This is a genomic window from Xanthomonas sp. D-36-1 (assembly GCF_017746155.1).
Classification (GTDB): Bacteria; Pseudomonadota; Gammaproteobacteria; order Xanthomonadales; family Xanthomonadaceae; genus Xanthomonas; species Xanthomonas cissicola.
Window position 1 is genome coordinate 1 of the sequence record NZ_JAGHWR010000015.1, and the last position, 18,628, is coordinate 18,628.

The 18,628-nt window shown below is 67.1% G+C and carries 14 protein-coding genes; 6 read left to right on the forward strand and 8 right to left on the reverse strand.

The window, feature by feature from the left end; genetic code table 11:
* Positions 1 to 205 precede the first annotated feature (205 nt).
* Positions 206 to 940 (reverse strand): SIMPL domain-containing protein, encoded by a 735-nt coding sequence (locus tag J7367_RS04755; protein ID WP_007964795.1) that lies wholly within the window; start codon positions 938 to 940, stop codon positions 206 to 208.
* A gap of 138 nt (positions 941 to 1,078) precedes the next feature.
* On the opposite strand from J7367_RS04755, the gene J7367_RS04760 reads away from it, so the two are divergent.
* The 3 genes from J7367_RS04760 to J7367_RS04770 all read left to right on the forward strand — a co-directional run bounded on the left by J7367_RS04760 (position 1,079) and on the right by J7367_RS04770 (position 7,212).
* Positions 1,079 to 1,651 (forward strand): Maf-like protein, encoded by a 573-nt coding sequence (locus tag J7367_RS04760; RefSeq protein WP_057659854.1) that lies wholly within the window; start codon positions 1,079 to 1,081, stop codon positions 1,649 to 1,651.
* Complete coding sequence (rng, locus tag J7367_RS04765) at positions 1,652 to 3,151, forward strand: ribonuclease G (RefSeq protein ID WP_057659853.1); 1,500 nt, start codon at positions 1,652 to 1,654, stop codon at positions 3,149 to 3,151.
* Positions 3,152 to 3,291: 140 nt separating this feature from the next.
* Entirely contained in the window at positions 3,292 to 7,212 is a 3,921-nt protein-coding gene (locus J7367_RS04770; RefSeq protein ID WP_057659849.1) for a YhdP family protein, read from the forward strand.
* A gap of 15 nt (positions 7,213 to 7,227) precedes the next feature.
* Here the strand turns inward: J7367_RS04770 and J7367_RS04775 are convergent, their stop codons facing one another.
* On the reverse strand, positions 7,228 to 7,980 hold the full coding sequence (locus tag J7367_RS04775) for a DUF6065 family protein (protein WP_057659848.1): 753 nt from the start codon (positions 7,978 to 7,980) through the stop codon (positions 7,228 to 7,230).
* 97 nt (positions 7,981 to 8,077) lie between these two features.
* On the opposite strand from J7367_RS04775, the gene tldD reads away from it, so the two are divergent.
* On the forward strand, positions 8,078 to 9,523 hold the full coding sequence (gene tldD, locus J7367_RS04780; protein ID WP_007964783.1) for a metalloprotease TldD: 1,446 nt from the start codon (positions 8,078 to 8,080) through the stop codon (positions 9,521 to 9,523).
* 256 nt (positions 9,524 to 9,779) lie between these two features.
* Here tldD and yjgA read toward each other — a convergent pair whose 3' ends face one another.
* A complete protein-coding gene (yjgA, locus tag J7367_RS04785) occupies positions 9,780 to 10,358 on the reverse strand; it encodes a ribosome biogenesis factor YjgA (RefSeq protein WP_042675330.1) in 579 nt (192 codons plus the stop codon).
* A 147-nt stretch (positions 10,359 to 10,505) separates the two neighbouring features.
* Here yjgA and pmbA point away from each other — a divergent pair, with 147 nt between their 5' ends.
* Complete coding sequence (pmbA, locus tag J7367_RS04790; RefSeq protein ID WP_057659846.1) at positions 10,506 to 11,873, forward strand: metalloprotease PmbA; 1,368 nt, start codon at positions 10,506 to 10,508, stop codon at positions 11,871 to 11,873.
* A 100-nt stretch (positions 11,874 to 11,973) separates the two neighbouring features.
* Positions 11,974 to 12,441: a DUF4870 domain-containing protein gene (locus J7367_RS04795; protein ID WP_057659844.1), complete on the forward strand. Its 468-nt coding sequence runs from the start codon at positions 11,974 to 11,976 to the stop codon at positions 12,439 to 12,441.
* A gap of 69 nt (positions 12,442 to 12,510) precedes the next feature.
* Here the strand turns inward: J7367_RS04795 and J7367_RS04800 are convergent, their stop codons facing one another.
* The 5 genes from J7367_RS04800 to J7367_RS04820 all read right to left on the reverse strand — a co-directional run bounded on the left by J7367_RS04800 (position 12,511) and on the right by J7367_RS04820 (position 18,602).
* Entirely contained in the window at positions 12,511 to 13,599 is a 1,089-nt protein-coding gene (locus tag J7367_RS04800; protein WP_057659842.1) for a M35 family metallo-endopeptidase, read from the reverse strand.
* 456 nt (positions 13,600 to 14,055) lie between these two features.
* Positions 14,056 to 14,931, reverse strand: coding sequence for a polyprenyl synthetase family protein (locus J7367_RS04805; protein ID WP_057659840.1), 876 nt, complete (start codon positions 14,929 to 14,931; stop codon positions 14,056 to 14,058).
* A 1-nt stretch (position 14,932) separates the two neighbouring features.
* The gene (locus J7367_RS04810; RefSeq protein WP_003486852.1) at positions 14,933 to 15,193 is read right to left on the reverse strand and encodes an exodeoxyribonuclease VII small subunit; all 261 of its coding nucleotides are present in this window, start codon (positions 15,191 to 15,193) and stop codon (positions 14,933 to 14,935) included.
* A gap of 31 nt (positions 15,194 to 15,224) precedes the next feature.
* On the reverse strand, positions 15,225 to 16,526 hold the full coding sequence (gene tilS, locus J7367_RS04815; protein ID WP_057659838.1) for a tRNA lysidine(34) synthetase TilS: 1,302 nt from the start codon (positions 16,524 to 16,526) through the stop codon (positions 15,225 to 15,227).
* A gap of 369 nt (positions 16,527 to 16,895) precedes the next feature.
* Positions 16,896 to 18,602, reverse strand: coding sequence for an alkaline phosphatase (locus J7367_RS04820; RefSeq protein ID WP_057659836.1), 1,707 nt, complete (start codon positions 18,600 to 18,602; stop codon positions 16,896 to 16,898).
* Positions 18,603 to 18,628 lie beyond the last annotated feature (26 nt).

Here is an 18,628-nt window from a genome sequence, read left to right on the forward strand (position 1 = left end):
TACTCGGGTCGATGATCGATTGTGGCAGATCAGGACGGATTGTTCAGAGTTTCCTTAGGGAAATCTGGCTGGCCGCCAGTCACTGATGATTACCAGCAACTGGCGGCGGCCAGAAGTGAAGCGCGCTCTACCAAGCGTGCAAACGACACTGCCCTCCGAGGAGGGCAGTGCAAACGCAACACGTGGGGCTTGAAGGGCTACCCGGTCAGCGCCCCAGTTCGAACGTCACATCCAGGTTGATCGACAAGGTGCTCTCGCCGGGGGCGACCGGGGTGTCCATCTCGGCCTTGGCCGAGCGCATCGAGGCGGCCATCATCATCGGGCGGACCGCGCCGCCGCTGCGGCCCTCGGAGATGCTGACGATGCGGCGCACCTTCAGCCCAAGCGATTTTGCATAAGTGTCGGCGCGCGCCTGGGCCTTCTTCAGTGCGGCAATGCGGGCTTCGTCGTAGACCGGCTCGGGTTGGTCGATCGAAAAACTGGGGCCGTTGATGTCGTTGGCGCCTTGCGCGACCAGGGCGTCCAGCACCTTGCCCAGGCGCGTGATGTCGCGCACCTTGAGGCTGACCGTGTTGCTGGCCTGGTAGCCGTTGATCCTGGGCGCTTCGTTCTCTTTGTAGGTGTACTGCGGGCTTAGATTGATGCCGCTGGTTTGCACGTCTTTGTCGGCGATGCCGGCGGCCTTGACGGCGGCCATGACCTTGCTCATCTGCTCGGCATTCTGGCGCATGGCGGCATTGCCGTCGGCGGCCTGGGTGACCACCCCGGCAGAGAGCGTGGCGATGTCCGGCACACGCTTGGCCTCGGCCTCGGCCGACACGTTGAGCAGGGTGCCGTCGCTGGGAATGGTATAGCTCGACGCAGGTTGGGCGTGGGCAGTCATGGCGGTTCCGGCAGCGATGGACAGGGCCAGCAACAACGGCTTGAGATGGGTACGCATGAGATCTCCTTGTCTGTGTGGCGAGCGTGTTGGCAGGTCGATGAATATGTTGTGAGTCGAGCACGACCACGCCGTCGGCAACGGTGTGCGCGTTCACCAGGCAAGCGGGCGAGTGCGGGCAACAGGTATGCTGGACGGATGCTCTATCTCGCTTCCCGTTCGCCGCGCCGACAAGAACTCCTGCAACGCCTGGATGTGCCGTTCCAGACATTGCAACTGGATGTGCCCGAGCTGCGCGCAGCCGATGAATCGCCCGACCAGTACGTGCAGCGCGTCGCGTTGGAGAAGGCCCACGCCGGGCTGGCGCTGGTACAGGCCGCCGACCCCGACGCCATCGTGCTGGGTTCCGATACCGAAGTGGTGCTGGGCGAGCGGGTGTTCGGCAAGCCGCTCGATGTGGACGATGCCATCGCCATGCTGCGTGAGTTGTCCGGGCGCACCCACCAGGTGCTCACGGCGGTGGTTCTAGTCTGCGCGCAGCGCGCGCCGGCGCAGGCATTGGTGGTGTCGCAGGTCACCTTCGACACCCTCGATGAGGCGCAGATCGCCGCCTACGTCGCCTGCGGCGAGCCGATGGGCACGGCCGGCGCCTATGCGATTCAGGGCCGCGCCGAACGCTTCATCCGCCATCTGTCCGGAAGCTATTCCGGCGTGATGGGATTGCCGCTGCACCACACCTCGCAATTGCTCACAGCCTTCGGAGCGCATTAGATGTCGGAAGAGATTTTGGTCAACGTCACCCCGCGCGAGACCCGTGTGGCGGTGATCGAGAACGGCATGCTGCAGGAGTTGCATATCGAGCGCGGCTGGCGGCGGGGGGGGGTGGGCAATATCTACAAGGGCAAGGTGCAGCGGGTGATGCCGGGCATGCAGGCTGCCTTCGTCGAAGTGGGGCTGGAGCGTGCCGCGTTCCTGCACGCCAATGACGTGGTCCGTCTGGCACCGGCGCCGGCCAGCGTGGTCGATACCGAAGAGACCCCGATCCCGCCGCCGCCGCCGGCGTCGGTGCCGATCGTGGAGCTGCTGCGCGACGGCCAGGAGATCGTGGTGCAGGTGGTCAAGGATCCGATCGGCACCAAGGGTGCGCGGTTGACCACGCAGATCAGCATTCCTTCGCGCTATCTGGTGCTGCTGCCGCAGTCCAAGGTCGTTGGGGTGTCGGCGCGCATCGAAGACGAAGCCGAGCGGCTGCGCCTGAAGACCATCGTCAGCGAGGTCTCGGCCCAGCATGGCGGCTTCGGCTACATCATCCGCACCAATGCCGAAGGCCAGCCGGCCGAGGCACTGGCCGAGGACATCGCCTACCTGTCGCGGGTCTGGAACGTGGTGGAGCGCCGCGGCCGCGAAGCGCCGCCGTGCAGCATCATCTACGAAGACCTGAGCCTGCCGCTGCGTGCGGTGCGCGACCTGATCCGCCGCGACGTGGAAAAGGTCAAGGTCGATTCCAACGAGACCTTCGTGCAACTGCAGGCCTTCGTGGCCAAGTACATGCCGGTGCTGGCCGAGCGGCTGGAGCTGTACACCGGCGACCGCCCGATCTTCGACCTGTACGGCGTCGAGGACGAAATCGGGCGCGCGCTGAACAAGCAGGTGCCGCTCAAATCCGGCGGCTATCTGGTGATCGACCAGACCGAGGCGATGACCACCATCGACGTCAATACCGGCTCGTTCGTCGGTCAGCGCAATCTCGAAGAAACCGTCTTCCGCACCAACCTGGAAGCCGCGCAGGCGGTGGCGCGGCAACTGCGCCTGCGCAACCTGGGCGGCATCATCATCATCGACTTCATCGACATGGACGACCCCGAGCACCGCCGGCAGGTGCTGCGCACCTTGGAGAAAGCGCTGGCGCGCGATCACGCCAAGACCACCGTGTACGAGTTCTCGCCGTTGGGCCTGGTGGAGATGACCCGCAAGCGCACCGTCGAAAGCCTGGAGCGCCAGCTCTCGGAAACCTGCGGCCAGTGCGGCGGACGAGGCACCATCAAGACCGCCGAAACGGTGACCTACGAAATCTTCCGCGAGATCACCCGCGCCGTGCGCCAGTTCGATGCCGCGCGCCTGCTGGTGATCGCCTCGTCCAAGGTGGTCGCGCGCATCACCGATGAGGAATCGGCAGCCGTCGCCGAGCTGGAGGAGTTCCTCGGCAAGAGCATCCGCTTCCAGTCCGACGACCAGTATCTGCAGGAGCAGTTCGATGTGGTGTTGCTGTGAGTCGGGGATTCGGGATTCGGGATTCGGGATTTGTAAAAGCCGGCCCCGTCATGATGTGCGGCCAGCAGGAGCGTTGACGTTACCGTGCTCGGACACGCTGTAACCAATCCCGAATCCCCAATGCCCAATCCCCGCTCCTGATGCCCACCCCGCTGCGCCGCCGTCTCCGTCTGTTTCGCCGCTATGCGATCACTGCCTGCGCGCTTGCGCTGGTGGCGGTCGCGTTGCTGGTGGGCGCGGCCAGCCAGGCGCTGCCGTTGGCCGAGGAACATCCGCAGCAGATTGCGCAGTGGCTGAGCCAGCGTGCCGGTCAGCCGATTGCGTTCGATCGGCTGCAAACCGAATGGACCCGGCGCGGTCCGCTGCTGCGGCTGGATGGGTTGCGCATCGGTCCGCACGGCGAGGTGCGCATTGGCCAGGCCGAGGTGCTGCTGGCGATGTACGCCGGGTTGCTGCCGGGCCATTCGCTGACCGAAATACGCCTGCGTGGCCTGGCGCTGACCTTGCAGCGGAGCGACGACGGCGTGTGGTCGGTCCAGGGCATGCCCAGCGGCGGGAACTCCGATCCGCTGGATGCGCTGCGCCGGCTTGGCGAGATCCAGCTGGCCGAAGCGCGCCTGCATGTGGCCGCGCCTTCGATCGGCCTGGACACCACGCTGCCGCGCATCGACCTGCGCCTGCGCGTCAGCGGCTCGACCGTGAAAGTGGGCAGCCGTAGCTGGATCGATCTCAAGCGCGCGCCGCTGACGGCGGTGCTGGAATTCGATCGCGACAGCGGCGACGGCAGCGCCTATGTGCAAGCCGATCCGGCCGACCTGTCCACCTGGGCGTCGTTGCTGCAGTTCGGCGGCATGCGCGTGGATGGCGGTGGGGGGCGCTTGCAGGCCTGGGCGCAACTGCGCGCACGCCGGATCGCTGCGGTGAGCGTGGATGTCGACTTGCAGCAGCTACGCCTGTCCGGGGCCGCGCTGCCGGACGAGACCGCGCGGCGCACGCTCACCTGGGAACGGCTGCAGGCGCGTGCGCGCTGGCAGACCATCGATGGCGGCTGGCGCGTGGACGCGCCGCTACTGCGCCTGGGCCAGGCGGCGCAACTGCAGCACCTGGACGGGCTGAGCATTGCCGGCGGGCGCCGCTACGCGGTGATGGGCAGGCATGTGGATGCCTCGGGCCTGATCGCAGCGGCCGCCCTGAGCGAGCAGTTGTCGCCGGCCTTGCGGCGCTGGCTGAGCCTGTCCAAACCGCAGCTGCGCGTGGCCGACCTGCGGGTCGCCGGCGAGCCGGGCGGCGCACTGCGCGCGCAGGGCCAGATCGAAGAGCTGGGGTTTTTGCCGGTGGGCAATGCGCCTGGCATCAGTGGCCTGCGCGGCACCATCGATGGCGATGCGCAGGGCGTCGAGCTGGACCCCGCACCCGACGCCACGCTGCGTTTCGATTGGCCGACCGGCTTTGGCGTGGTGCACGAGATCCAACTGGCCGGCAAGATCGTCGGCTGGCGCGAAGGCGCTGGCTGGCAGGTCGCCACCCCGGCGCTGCGTGTGCAGGGCAAGGATTACGGCGCCAACGTGCGTGGCGGGCTGTGGTTCCAGGGCGATGGCAGCCGCCCGCGCATGCAGCTGGCGGCCCAGCTGGACGATGTGGCGCTGCCGGTGGCGCGCAAGTTCTGGATCCGCTCCAAGATGAGCCAGGCCGCCATCGACTGGCTCGACATGGCCGTAGCCGGCGGCACCGTCACCGGCGGCACTGGCCTGGTCAGCGGCGATCTGGACGATTGGCCGTTCGACAACAACGACGGGCGCTTCGAAGCGTTCGGGCAGATCCGCGATGGCGTGATCCGCTTCCAGCCGGACTGGCCGGCGATGGAGCAGGTCCAGGCCAACCTGAGCTTCATCGGCAACGGCTTCTCGCTGCACGGGCAGGGTGATCTTGCCGGTACCCCGATCGCGCAGCTGGAAGCGGGCATTCCCAGCTTTGCTACCTCCGAACTCTACGTCCGCGCCTCCACGCAGGCCGATGCGGCGCAATTGCTCGGCATGCTGCGCAAGAGTCCGCTGGAGCGGCGCTATGGCGACACCTTGCGCAATCTCACCGTATCCGGTCCGGCCGCCGTGACCTTCGACCTGCTGCGTCCCTTGCGGACGCATGGCGTCGGTGGGCACCTGCAGGGCACGGTGGCCCTGCAGGGCGCCAGGCTGGCCGACGCGCGTTGGGATCTGGCCTTCGATCAGGTCAGCGGGCAGGCCGAGTATCGCGACACCGGCTTTGCCGCCGAGCGGTTGAGCGTGCAGCACGAAGGCCGCAGCGGCGAATTGTCGTTGCGCGCTGGCGGGTTGGTGCAGGACCCCAAGCAAGCCTTCGAAGCACGTCTTGGCGCCACCCTGGATGCCAAGGAACTGTTCGATCGTGCACCCCAGATGGAATGGCTGCGCCCGTACGTGCATGGCAGTGCGCCCTGGCAGGTGGGCGTGGATGTGCCGCTGCCGCAGCCGGGACAGACCGATGCGAACGCGGTACTGACGCTGCGCTCCAATCTGGTCGGCACCACGCTGGATCTGCCCGCACCGTTGGACAAGGCAGCCAGCGAGCCACTGGACACCCGGGTCAAGGTTGCGCTGCCGCTGGGCGATGGCGACATCGATGTGGGGTTCGGCAAGCTGGTGGCGCTCAAGGCCAGCAGCCATGGCGCGCAGACCGGCGTGCGTGTGGTGATGGGCACCGATACCGTCACCGAACGGCCGCCCGCCAACGGGCTGGTGGTCACTGGCCGCGCCGCGTCGCTGGATGCGATCGACTGGATCAGCCTGGCGCGCGGCAGCAGCGGCGACGCCGACATGCCACCGTTGCCCGGCCAGCCGGCCGTGCCCAGCAAAGACCCGATGCCGTTGCAGCAGGTGGATGTGCAGGCAGACCGGTTGCTGATGATCGGCGGGGTGTTCCCGCAGACGCGTCTGCGTCTGCGCCCCACCCGCGATACCGTGGCGGTGACGCTGGACGGCCCCTCGCTGGCCGGCCAGCTCACCGTTCCAAATGCCGACGGCGCAACGGTGCAGGGCAGGTTGAAGACTGTGCACTGGCAGCCGGTGGAGGCGTCTGCCGAACCGGCAGCGCCCGAACCTGGCGACCCATTGGCAGGCGCGTTGCCGGAGCCCGCGCGTCGTGCAGTGGCCGAATTCGACCCGGTGTCGATCCCCCCGCTGGCATTGGATATCGACGATCTGCAGATCGGCAAGATGACTTTCGGCGCGGCCAGCCTGCGCAGCAGCCGGCTCACCGATGGCATGCAGGTGGATCAGCTGCAGCTGCGCTCGGACGATCAGAACATCGGCCTCACCGGGGCCTGGCGCGGCAAGGGCGAGGCGGCCAGCACGCGCCTGTCGGCGCGCGTGGACAGCCGCAACCTGGGCAATCTGCTGCAGAACCTCACCCTGGGCGGCCAACTGCGCGGCGGCGAAGGGCAACTGGAGCTCAACGCCGGCTGGCAGGGCTCACCAACCGGTTTCGCGCTCGGGTCGCTGGACGGCAACCTCAAGGTCGATGTGCGCAACGGCCAGTTGCTGGAAGTGGACCCGGGCGCCGGCCGCGTGCTTGGCCTGCTGAGCGTGGCGCAGCTGCCGCGCCGGTTGATGTTCGACTTCCGCGATTTCTTCTCCAAGGGTCTGGCCTTCAACAAGCTGGCCGGCGAGGTGCGCTTCGGCGAGGGCTTCGCGCGCACCGATGCCATCCGCATCGAAGGCCCGGCTGCCGACATCGCGATCCGCGGCCAGACCGACCTGCGCGCGCAGACCTTCGACCAGACCGTGGACGTGAACCCCAAGGCCGGCAACCTGCTGACGGTGGTCGGCGCAGTGGCCGGTGGCCCGGTGGGTGCCGCCGTCGGCGCAGCGGCCAACGCAGTGCTCGGCAAACCGCTCGGTGCCATCGGTGCCAAGACCTATCACGTCACCGGGCCGTGGAAAGACCCGCAGGTGGACGTGGTGGAGCGCGAGGCGCGCGAGCGGCCGCCGAGCAAACCGGCCGCACCCTCCGGCAAGTCCGGCAAGACCGATCCGACGCAGCGCTGACGGAGTCCGTCGGCCTCACTGTGCGGGCGTGTCCTCGCTGCCGGCACGGGTAAACATCGGCAAGCGCAGTCGCGACCGATGCCCCGGCACTGGCGGCTGCGCGGGTGCAGCCACGCCAAGAAAGTAGCCACGCTGCCATTTGTCGCGCGCCGCGGCCGATTGCGCATCGGGCAGGTCATCGAGAAAGCGCGTGCGGCTTTGGGTCCAGTCGGCGTGTTGCTGCGCCAGCTGCGGCGCTTCGGACAGCGGCTTCCACTGCGGCCGCACCTGCTCGATCAACTGTCGCTGCAGCGGGAACAGATGACAGAACGGCTCGCCCGCCTCGAAGCGCACCCGCCCGGGCCGGGTGAAGCGCCAGTTCATGGTGAAGGTATGCGGGCTCCAGTCGGTTTCCACCATGCCGCTGAGCGCGCCGATGCCGTCCTTGGGCCGGTTCAGGGGCCCGGTGACGAACAGGTCGATGCCGGTATCGGTGCGGAACAGGCACGGTACGTGGAAGGTCAGCACGCCATAGCCGAAGTGGCTGATCGCCGGTGCCTGCGTGTCTGCATCGGCGCTGATGGTAATCGCCGCCAGCGCGTCGCTGCCGTCCCAACTGGCCTCGAAACCGGACTGGCACAGCAGCTCCCAGCCGTGCGCATTGGCGATCGCCAGCGGCAGGCAGCGGTAGGCGTAGCGCTGGTCGGTGGCGTCCATCCACGCGCGCTCGTGCGGGGCAGGGCGGATGTCCAGCGTGTGGCCGTCCAGGACGTGGGCGATGAGCTTCATGCGCGGGCGATCGTGAAGAACTGGCTGGCGATGATAGCTGCGCGCATGTTCAGCCGAACGACTTGTCTCCCCGGCGCGCGGGCCCCATCCTGACCACATGACAGATAACGCTCTCACTCTGGCCGAAACCCGGCTGCTGCTCCCCTCCGGCCTGGACGCCGGCCATCTCGACCGCACCTTCGGCGCCCTGCTGGGCCCGGGCATCGACTTCGGCGATCTGTATTTCCAGCATTCGCGGCGCGAGAGCTGGAGCGTGGAAGACGGCATCGTCAAGGACGGTGCGCATTCCATCGAACAAGGCGTGGGCGTGCGCGCAATCGCTGGCGAGAAAACCGGCTTCGCCTATTCCGACGATATCCATCGCGATGCGCTGCTCGAAGCTGCACAGTCCGCGCGCGCGATCTCGCGCGAGGGCGGCGCGCAATCCACCCGCTCGCTGGTGCGCGGCAATGGCCGTGCGCTGTACCCGGCCACCGATCCCATCGACGACATGGACAGCGCCACCAAGGTGGACCTGCTGCGTCGGATCGACCAGTTCCTGCGCGCTGCCGACCCGCGCGTCAAGCAGGTGATGGTGAGCCTGTCCGGCGGCGTGGACACGGTGCTGATCGCCCGCAGCGACGGCGTGCTGGCAGCGGACGTGCGCCCGCTGGTGCGCTTGAATGTGCAGGTGATCGTCGAACAGGGCGGCCGGCGCGAATCCGGTTATTCCGGCGGCGGCGGGCGTTATGGCTATGCCGACCTGTTTGCCGACGGCCGCCCGGAAGGCTTCGCGCGCGAAGCACTGCGCCAGGCGCTGGTGAATCTGGACGCGATCCCGGCGCCGGCCGGTGTGATGCCGGTGGTGCTTGGCCCGGGCTGGCCCGGCGTGCTGTTGCACGAGGCGGTGGGGCACGGCCTGGAAGGCGACTTCAACCGCAAGGGCACCAGCGTCTACGCCGGGCGCATCGGCGAGCGCGTGGCCTCGCCGGGCGTGACCATCGTCGATGACGGCACCCTGGACGGCCGTCGCGGCTCGCTCAATATCGATGACGAAGGCACGCCCAGCCAGTGCACCACGCTGATCGAAGACGGCGTGCTGGTGGGTTACATGCAGGACAGCCACAACGCGCGCCTGATGGGGGTTGCGCCCACCGGCAACGGCCGCCGCGAATCGTTCGCGCACCTGACCATGCCGCGCATGACCAATACCTACATGCGTGCTGGCCAGCACGACCCGGAAGAGATGATCCGCTCGGTCAAGAAGGGCATCTACGCGGTGAACTTCGGTGGCGGCCAGGTCGACATCACCAGCGGCAAATATGTGTTTTCGGCCACCGAGGCCTACCTGATCGAAGACGGCAAGGTCACCGCGCCGGTCAAGGGCGCCACCCTGATCGGCAATGGCCCGGAGACCATGCAGAAGGTGCGCATGATCGGCAACGACCTGGCATTGGACGAAGGCGTGGGCGTCTGCGGCAAGGACGGGCAGAGCGTGCCGGTCGGCGTCGGTCAGCCGTCGCTGTTGATCGACGGCATCACGGTTGGCGGAACGCAGGCCTGAGATGCGGGGAATCGGGAATCGGGATTCGGGATTCGTAACGGTCAGGAGCGGGGCGCACGTGGCCGTGACGTGTGCTGCGTCGGTCTCGGAACCGCGATTGGAGGTCAGAGCATCGGGAAGCGCGGCGGTAGAGGCGCGCAGCGTCCTCGGCGCTCAGGTGTCGCCTACCCAGGCGGCTGACGTTGGACGCTGGCTGCCGCGGTTGGCTGCGGCGGAGGCGCTGGTTGAGCGGCTCCACGACTGCGGCCGCCAGGTCCTATTCGTCGTCTCCCGGATCCTGGTCGTCGTCCAATCCCGAATCCCCACTCTCCAATCCCTGCTCTTGGGACAGCTCGCGCAGCACCTGGAACAGTTCGCGGTAGGCGCGCGGGGGCTTGTTTTTGGCACGTTCGTGGATCGCGTTGCGTACCAGCTGACGCAGTTGCTGGCGGTCGGCAGCCGGGTAGGCTTCCAGCAGTTCGGCCAGCGCCCCGTCGCCTTCTGCGAGCAGGCGTTCGCGCCAGCGCTCGACCCGGTGGATCGCCGCCACTTCGCGGCGCGCGGTGTCGCTGTTGGCGTCCAGCGCATCGCGGATCGCGGCCAGGGTCTGCTCGTCCTCGCGGCGCATGTGCTTGGCCAGAAACGCCAGTTGCCGCTTGTGCGCGATATGCGAGGTGATCCGCTTGCTCTCTTCGATATGCGGGATCAGCGATTCGGGCACCGGCAACTTGGCCAACTGCGCCGGGGTCAGCGCCACCAGCTTTTCGCCCAGGTCGAAAATCTCCAGCGCCTCGCGCCGCTGCTGGCTGCGGCTGGCGCCGCGAAATTCACCGGTCTCTTCATCGCGTCCGCGCATTGCCACCACATCCCGAAACTTGGTTGATAAACATCTCCGGCCTCGAACGGCCGGGCGTCGGCGGAACAACTCCGCACCGAATTCAAACACTCCGGTCATGGACAGCCGGGCTTTCGCGGACGGATCCGCGTTTCCAAGGATAAAGCATTGAACGCACTCTCCTCCGAAATCCGCGTCACCGACGACAGCCTGCAGCGCCTGGACGCGCTTACCGACATCTCCCAGCGCCTGCTCGAGCGCGCGCGTGCGGCCGGCGCCACGCAGGCCGAAGTGAGCTGCAGCGAAGAGCGCGGCCTGGACGTCAATGTGCGGCTGGGCGATGTGGAGACGGTCGAATCCACCCGCGATCGTGGCATTGCGGTCACGGTCTACTTCGGCAAGCGCAAGGGCAGTGCCAGTACCGCCGACCTGCAGGATTCCAGCCTGGAGTCCACCGTGGCGCAGGCCTGCGCGATCGCCCGTTTCACCGAGGACGACGTGGCCGCCGGCCTGGCCGACCCGGAGTTGATGGCGCGCGAGTTCCCCGAGCTGGATAGCTGGCACCCGTGGGCGCTGGACGCCGACACCGCCGTGGATCTGGCGCTGGCCTGCGAAACCGCCGGACGCGATGCCGATGCGCGCATCAGCAACTCCGACGGCGCCTCGGCCAGCACCGGGCTCAGCCTGTCGGTGTACGCCAATTCGCACGGCTTCATCGGCCGCGAGCGCGGTACCCATCATTCGATCAGCTGCGCGCTGATCGCCGGCCAGGGCGACGGCATGCAGCGCGACGGCTGGTACAGCAGTGCGCTGGCACGCGAGGACCTGGGAGCGCCCGACGCGATCGGCCGCCATGCCGCCGAGCGTACCGTGGCGCGCTTGCAGCCGCGTTCGCTGCCCACCGGCCAGTTGCCGGTGCTGTTCGCACCGGAAGTGGCGCGCTCGCTGGTCGGCCACCTGCTCGGTGCGGTTTCCGGCGGCGCGCTGTATCGCCGTGCCAGCTTCCTGCTCGACAGCGTCGGCAGCAAGTTGTTCCCGGACTGGTTCAACATCGAAGAGTTGCCGCACCTGCGCCGCGGTTTGCGCTCGGCCGCCTTCGACGGCGAAGGCGTGGCGACGCGGCGTTCGGCGCTGATCACCGACGGCGTGCTGCAGCGCTATGTGCTGGGCAGCTATTCGGCACGCAAGCTGGGCCTGCAGACCACCGCCAATGCCGGCGGCGTGCACAACCTGCAGGTCACCGCCAATGCAGGCGATCTGGCGTCGATGATTGCCGGCATGTCGCGCGGCCTGCTGGTCACCGAATTGATGGGCAACGGCGTCAATCCCGTCACCGGCGACTATTCGCGCGGGGCCGGTGGCTTCTGGATCGAGAATGGCGTGATTGCCTATCCGGTCGATGGCCTGACCGTCGCCGGCAATCTGCGCGACATGTTCGCCGGCATCGAAGCGGTGGGCAGCGATGTCGATCCGCGCTCGCACGTCAAGATCGGCTCGGTGCTGATCAACCGCATGACGGTGGCAGGCGACAGCTGAGCGGCATCGGCTGTACCGGCTTCACCGGTGTCCGAGCGGCGGCTTGTTGTGTCGGCGCACGCCTCACGAGCAGCCGCTCGAACCTGCAAACCGCGTGCCCGTGTCTTTCCGCACTGGTGGCTGGCTGAATCGTTGCTATAGTCCGCCGCACCACAACCATGCACGGGGAGACATGATGAGCGAATTCGAATCGCACGCCGTACCGCCACCACCGCCGCAGGTCGGCACCAGCAGTCCGTCGGAGGAGCGCACGCTCGCGCTGGCCGCGCATCTGCTCGGCATCGTGACCTCGTTCGTCGGTGCCTTGGTGATCTGGTTGATCAGCAAGGACGCCAGCCCGTCCAAGCCATTCGCGACCGATCAAGCCAAGGAAGCGCTGAATTTCCAGATCACCGTGCTCATTGCCACCGTGGCAGCGGTCATTCTGACCATCGTCTCGTTCGGCATCCTGTTCTTCCTGCCGACGCTGGTGTGGATTGCCAACCTGGTGCTGTGCATCCTGGCCGCAGTCAAGGCCAACAATGGCGAGCATTACCGTTACCCGTTCGCGTTGCGTCTGATCAAGTAACTGGTGCAATGGAAACGACAAAGGCCCGGCAGCGATGCCGGGCCTTTGTCGTTTCAGGCGATGGAGCGATCAGTTCTGCGCCGGGGTGTTTTCGGCGAAGTACTCATGGCTGTCGGCATTGGTGATGGCCTGCGCCGGGTTGCTGATCGCCAGGCTGCGCGCGCCGGACTGGCCATAGACGCGGTCCTGGGTGCCGGCGACGACCGTGAAGTGACTCATCTCGTGTACCAGCGTGCCGGCCTTGGAGTCGGTGCCGGTGGTCGATGCACTCCAGAACGCATTGCAGACATAGATCTCGTAAGGCGCGTTGGCATAGACGTACGCGTAGGCACTTTCGGTGCAACCGCAATTGATGGTGATCTGGCCGTTGTTCTGGTCCAGCGCATTATCGATGTTGACGAAGTTCGAGCTCACCCGGCTGTAGCGCGAGGCGTTATAGGTGCCGAACCAGGTGGTGTAGCGCGCACCAGTGCTGCCGGCGTTGAGGTAGTTGCGCGCGTTCTGCGAGTAATTGCGCGCGGCGGTCACTGCACTGCCGGCCTGACTGGTGCGGGTAGTGCTGCAGTTGAGGTAGTTGATGCCGTTGACCACGGCGGTCGGGCCGACTGCAAGCTGGCGCTGTACCCCACGGCTGACGCCGTCCAGCCACACGGTGAGCGGGGTGCTGGTGGCCACGGCCGGCTCGCCGTTGGCCGCTTTCATCAGACTGCCGTCGGAAAAGGAGGCGTACTGCAGCGCCGAGCGCACCTGGATGGAGTAGTTGCCGCTGGTGGACAGATCGTAGGCGCCGGCCAGATCGACCTCGCCCTTCACGCTCTGACCCGGCTGCAGGATGGTGAAGTCGGCGGCCTTGGGCAGGCCGCGCTTGACCAGGCGCCCGGTGTAATCCACTGGCTTGCCGTCGCGGCTCACTTCCAGAATGCCGTTATCCAGTGATTTCAACGGCAGCTGATAGGTCGGCACGCGCGCGATCTGGCTGCCGTTATTGGTGACGGTGACGGCGATCTTGCCCTGATGACGCCCGGCCTGGTCGGCCACTGGCGACAGTTCGATGGTCAATGGAACCGGGCCGCGCACAGACTGCGCCTGCGCCGATCCGAGGACGCCAACAACGGCCAGCGTGCCTGCTGCAAACGATGCGAAAAAAACGTTTTTCACCAGTAACTCTCCGTGTGATCGGGGGATGTCCGCGGATGCGGGCAAGCCAAACCTAGGCAGGACGAGCGAACGCGACAAGTTATTCAATTGCGAATATTTTTGTTCCTATCGAACACATGAACGGTGTCGAAATATCGCGGATGTCGACAATTCAGCTTTAAATGTGAAGTCGATCACGTGCTGCAGCTCCGGATGTGTCAATGGCTGACACAAATGCACGCGAGAAAAGTTACAATGTGTGATCAAGTTGGCTGGTTGGCCGCTGCTGCTGCGGGCGTTGACCGTGCGCTGGCGCACGGAGTGGGCAAATCATGCCCTTTGCGTCTGATTTATGTCGCCAATGGTCGAGATGTGGCCGCGAGCGACCAGCGCGTCTTTGCGACACGCAGGAACTTCAGATCGATTCGGCATCGGCCGTCCCCGCTTGCTGCGGTTTAGCGGCGTTGGCAACGGCGCCTAGTGCGCGCGGTTCACCGCAAACCGGCCCAAGGTGACCAATGTCTCGCCTGGTTGCCCGTAGGGCTGCAGGACGTCATGCATGCGCGCGGCCAGCTCGGCCAGCTTCGCCTTGGCGCCGTCCATCCCCAGCAGGGCGGGGTAGGTGGATTTGGATTGCGCCGCGTCCTTGCCGGCGGTCTTGCCCAGCTGCGCCGAGCTCGATTCCACATCCAGGATGTCATCGCGCACCTGGAAGGCCAGGCCTAGCGCGTCGGCAAATTCGTCCAGACGCTGCTGGTCGGCCGCCGCGGCGCCTCCGGTCAGTGCGCCCATCCGTACCGCTGCACGGATCAACGCGCCGGTCTTGAGCGCATGCATGCGTTGCAGGTGCTGCAGCGATTGCAGTTGCCCGGTCGCATCGATATCCAGCGCCTGGCCGCCGCACATGCCCGCCGCACCCGCCGCGTTGGCCAGGCTCTGCATCCAGCCCACGCGCAGTTCGGCGCTGGCAGGGGCAGTGGCGAGTAATTCGAACGCGCGCGTCTGCAAGGCATCGCCGGCCAGAATCGCGGTGGCCTCGTCAAAGGCGATATGCACGGTGGGCTGGCCGCGTCGCAGCGCGTCGTCGTCCATCGCCGGTAAATCGTCGTGCACCAGCGAATAAGCGTGAATCAGCTCTACTGCCACCGCGGGCGTGTCGAGCTGATCCTCAGCGGCACCGAACAATGCGCCGCTTGCGTAGACCAGCAGCGGGCGCATGCGCTTGCCCCCGCCCAGCACGGCGTGACGCATCGCTGCATGCAGGCGCTGCGGCGCATGCGTGGCGCTCGGCAAGCCGGCCTCCAGGCTGCGTTCGGTACGGGCGATCCAGCGGTCGAACAACGCCGAGCTCACCTCAGCCGTCCAGCGACGGCGGTTCGAAGGCTTCGGCAAGCTCGGGGCGGGCGGGGTCGGTCAACAAGCGCACGCGCAGTTCGGCCTGTTCCAGCGCCTGCTGGCAATCACGGTACAACCCGATGCCGCGTTCGTAGGCCGTGAGCGATTGCTCCAGGCTCAGGTCGCCGACTTCCATCTTCTGTACCAGTTGCTCGAGTTCTTCCAGCGACTGTTCGAAGCGGGCAACCGGGGACGTTTCGTTCAAGGACTTCTTGGCCATCGCTAAAGTGTGCGGCGCGCGCGCAGGCGGGTCAATTCGCATCGGCAGCCGTGCGCCACTGCAGCGATGCGGCATTGGTCTGCAACCATGCGTTCAAGGTGCCGGAAATGATGCAATCGCCGGCGGCGAGCACCTGCGCGCCTTCCCACAGGATCGGCAGGCGCCCGCGTTCCCACGGCGGCAGATCCAGCGCCTGCAGCAGATGTTTGAGTTGGTGCGAATGCCTGCGCTGCGGCAGCACGATGCGCTCGCCGCCCTGGCGGGCCCGCACCAGCAGCGGTTGCGCAAAGCGCAGGCCCGGTGCGCCGAGCAACCGCAACTGCGCACCGTCGGGGAGTTGCAGGGGCGCTGCGCCGTCCCATTGCGCGTGCCAGTCAGACGGCCAGGCCGCAGCGGCGCGATGCAGAAACAGGCACTGGCGCCAGCGGCGTACTTCTACCTGCTGCCACGCAAAGCAGGCATGCCGATCTGCAGCATGATTGTCGATTTCCTGTTCCAGCGCGGCCACGCCGTGCGCAGGCAGCGGCGGCGCGTGCGCCGCACTTACCCAGGCGCGTAACAGCCGTGCCCTTCGTTCCACGGGTTGCGCGCGCAATGCTTGCAGATCCAGCGCGCCGCTGGCGGTAATCACACCTGGCAGCAATGCCATGTCTTGCTGCAGCAGCAACGCACTGGCATCGGCGCTCAGTTGCGCACTGCGCGCCAGTGCGTCGGTCGCCTGCGGCCAGCGTTGCTGCAGCAACGGCACGATCTGGCTGCGCAGGAAATTGCGGTCGTGGTGTGGATCGGCATTGCTGGGGTCATCGATCCAGCGCAATCCGTGCGCATGCGCGTAGGCGAGCAGATCGGCGCGCGCATGCGCCAGCATCGGGCGCCACAGCGTGCCGCTGGCGAACGGGCGCTGCGGGCGCATCGCCGCCAGGCCTTCGGGGCCGGAAGCGCGCAGCGCACGCAGCAGGAACGTTTCCGCCTGGTCGTCGCGATGATGCGCCAGCGCCAGCCATTCGCCAGCAATGAGGGCCTGCGCGAAAGCCGCGTGGCGCGCGTTGCGTGCTGCCGCTTCCAGCCCAAGCCCGCTGTCGCGTGCCACCTGCACCCGCACGATCTGCAACGGCACCTGCAGCGCGTCGCACGTGCGCTGGCAATGCGCCGCCCAGGCGTCGGCATCGGCATGCAACCCATGATGCACATGCAGCGCGCGCAAACCTGCGTGTCGATAGCGCGACGCCGCCGCCAGCAGATGCAGCAGCACGCTGGAATCCATCCCGCCGCTGTAGGCCAGCAGCACCGGGCCAGGCGGGGTGGCTGGCAGCAGCGGGGTACCGGTCAGCACAGGCGCGACCTCGCAGCGGATCCTGCGCGCCTGGTGAGTAGATGCCGTCCCGGCTGCGTGACGGTCGGTCGGTCGCCTGCCTGGGATGTTGCCTGCAGGGGACACGGCGACGATTCCAGTGTTCTCGGCGTCCCACAGCGCGAACAACGGCGTGCAGCTGCAGCCTTGGCTGCAATGTGCTGCCGTGCGCGGTTACCGCATCGGTCCGCGACGGCCGATCTGAGCGCCACACCGACAGCGGGGGACGGCGGCCGTTTGCGGGCGTGCTCGCACACGGCGTTGGCGACGCCAGGCCGGCAGGTCGAGCGGCGATGCGTCGACCGCATCATGCGCCGGCTCGCCTGCCATCGCTGCAGCGCTGCCTGCGCATCAGCGCTTGACCGCAGCCTCGAACGTGGCCGGCTTGGGCAATTCCACCGGCACGCCAGCGGCATTGCAGGTGCCGGCCTTGCACAGGCGCTCGCGCAGGCGCGGAGTGGCCTGGACGATGACGTGGTAGATCACGTTCTCTTCCAGCGTGCCGCGGAATGCCGCGCTGCCGGGGCCGGTGGCCCAGATGCCGACATCTTCGCCGCCGTGGCTTTCGGATTTGGTCGGCACCAGCGCTTCCTGCATGTAGCTGGGGGCTTCGGTGTCGACATGGCTCAGGTCCGGGCGGCCAGTGGCCGGCTCGCTGCTGCTGGGTTCGTGCGGATACTTCTTGGGGCCGGCCGGCTGCGCGTTGCTGGCACCGGTGTAGCCGGGGCCATTGGCGTAGCTGAGCGTGGTGTACGGCTGGCCGGCCAGGTCGGTGGCCAGCTGGCTGCGGTCGCCTTCTTCGCCGCCGGTGCCGCGCACCTTGCCCAGGATCGGGTTACCGCGCACCGGGTAGCCGACGAAGTTGAGCGTGTGCGAATGGTCGGCGGTGACGATGATCAGCGTGTCCGGTGGCGCAGTCTGCACAGCAACGCGCACGGCATCGGACAGCGACACGGTTTCATCGAGCGCGCGGTAGGCGTTGCCGGCGTGGTTGGCGTGATCGATACGGCCGCCTTCGACCATCAGCACGAACCCGTTCGGGTCGCGCGACAGCGACTGGATCGCGGTGCGGGTCATCTCGGTCAGGCTGGGCTCGCCCTGCGGGGTGCGGTTGCGGTCGTGATCGAACTGCATGTGGTCCGGTTCGAACAGCCCCAGCAGCGCCGGTGCACCGGACGCTGCCTGCAATTGCTGCTCGTTCCAGACATAGGCGCCTTGCGGGTGCGCTTGTTTCCATTCGGCCACCAGATCGCGACCGTCCAGGCGCAGGCCCACCTTGTCGTCGTATTCCGGGTCGCGCTCCTGCACGCTCTGGAACTGGCTGCGTCCTCCGCCCAGCACCACCTGCGGGCCTCGGCCGTAGCGGGCGGTGGAGAGCAATTGCTGGGCAATGTCCTGGCAACCGGCAGCACGCGCCGACTCGGGTAGGTCGGTGTCGTTTTCCCAGTTGCGGTCCGGCGAATGCGCATAGGTTGCCGCCGGCGTGGCGTGGGTCAGGCGCGTGGTGGTGACGATGCCGGTGGCCATGCCGGCGCTGTCGGCCAGCTGCAGCCAGCTCAGCAGGCCCTTGTTCAAGCTGTCGGCGCAGTCGCTGCGGTTGCCGCTGCTGACCCCGATCGCGCCCATGTGCGACTTCACGCCGGTGGTGATGGAGGTCATGGTGCCGGCCGAATCCGGTGTCTGCGAGTCGGTGTTGTAGGTCTTGCTGAAAGCGGTGGCGGGAAACTGCTCCCAAGACAGCAGGTTCTCTTCGCCCGGGCCGCCCTTGCGCTGGCCGTCCAGGATGCGCGCCGCGGCCACCGTGGTCAGGCTCATGCCATCGCCCAGGAACAGGATCACGTTGCGCGCCTTGCCGGCCATGGCGCCGTTGCCGGCGGCACGGGCGGCGCCCGAGCGGTACCACCATTGCGGGGTTTCGCCGGCCGGGTGCGTCACCTGCGGCACCTCCACGCGGACCGACGCGGGTGCGGAGGTGCCGCTCCCGGTCGTGGAGGCGCAGGCGGCGACGCACAGCGTGGTCAGGGCGGCGAGGGTAGGCAGGCGGTAACGCATCGGCATCGAACTCGTGGCTGAATCAATCCCCA

Excerpts from the sequence above, each read along its gene's own strand:
- J7367_RS04755 (WP_007964795.1), bottom strand. The coding sequence starts at position 940 with ATGCGTACCCATCTCAAGCCGTTGTTGCTGGCCCTGTCCATCGCTGCC.
- J7367_RS04760 (WP_057659854.1), top strand. The coding sequence starts at position 1,079 with ATGCTCTATCTCGCTTCCCGTTCGCCGCGCCGACAAGAACTCCTGCAA.
- rng (WP_057659853.1), top strand. The coding sequence starts at position 1,652 with ATGTCGGAAGAGATTTTGGTCAACGTCACCCCGCGCGAGACCCGTGTG.
- J7367_RS04770 (WP_057659849.1), top strand. The coding sequence starts at position 3,292 with ATGCCCACCCCGCTGCGCCGCCGTCTCCGTCTGTTTCGCCGCTATGCG.
- J7367_RS04775 (WP_057659848.1), bottom strand. The coding sequence starts at position 7,980 with ATGAAGCTCATCGCCCACGTCCTGGACGGCCACACGCTGGACATCCGC.
- tldD (WP_007964783.1), top strand. The coding sequence starts at position 8,078 with ATGACAGATAACGCTCTCACTCTGGCCGAAACCCGGCTGCTGCTCCCC.
- yjgA (WP_042675330.1), bottom strand. The coding sequence starts at position 10,358 with ATGCGCGGACGCGATGAAGAGACCGGTGAATTTCGCGGCGCCAGCCGC.
- J7367_RS04810 (WP_003486852.1), bottom strand. The coding sequence starts at position 15,193 with ATGGCCAAGAAGTCCTTGAACGAAACGTCCCCGGTTGCCCGCTTCGAA.
- J7367_RS04820 (WP_057659836.1), bottom strand. The coding sequence starts at position 18,602 with ATGCCGATGCGTTACCGCCTGCCTACCCTCGCCGCCCTGACCACGCTG.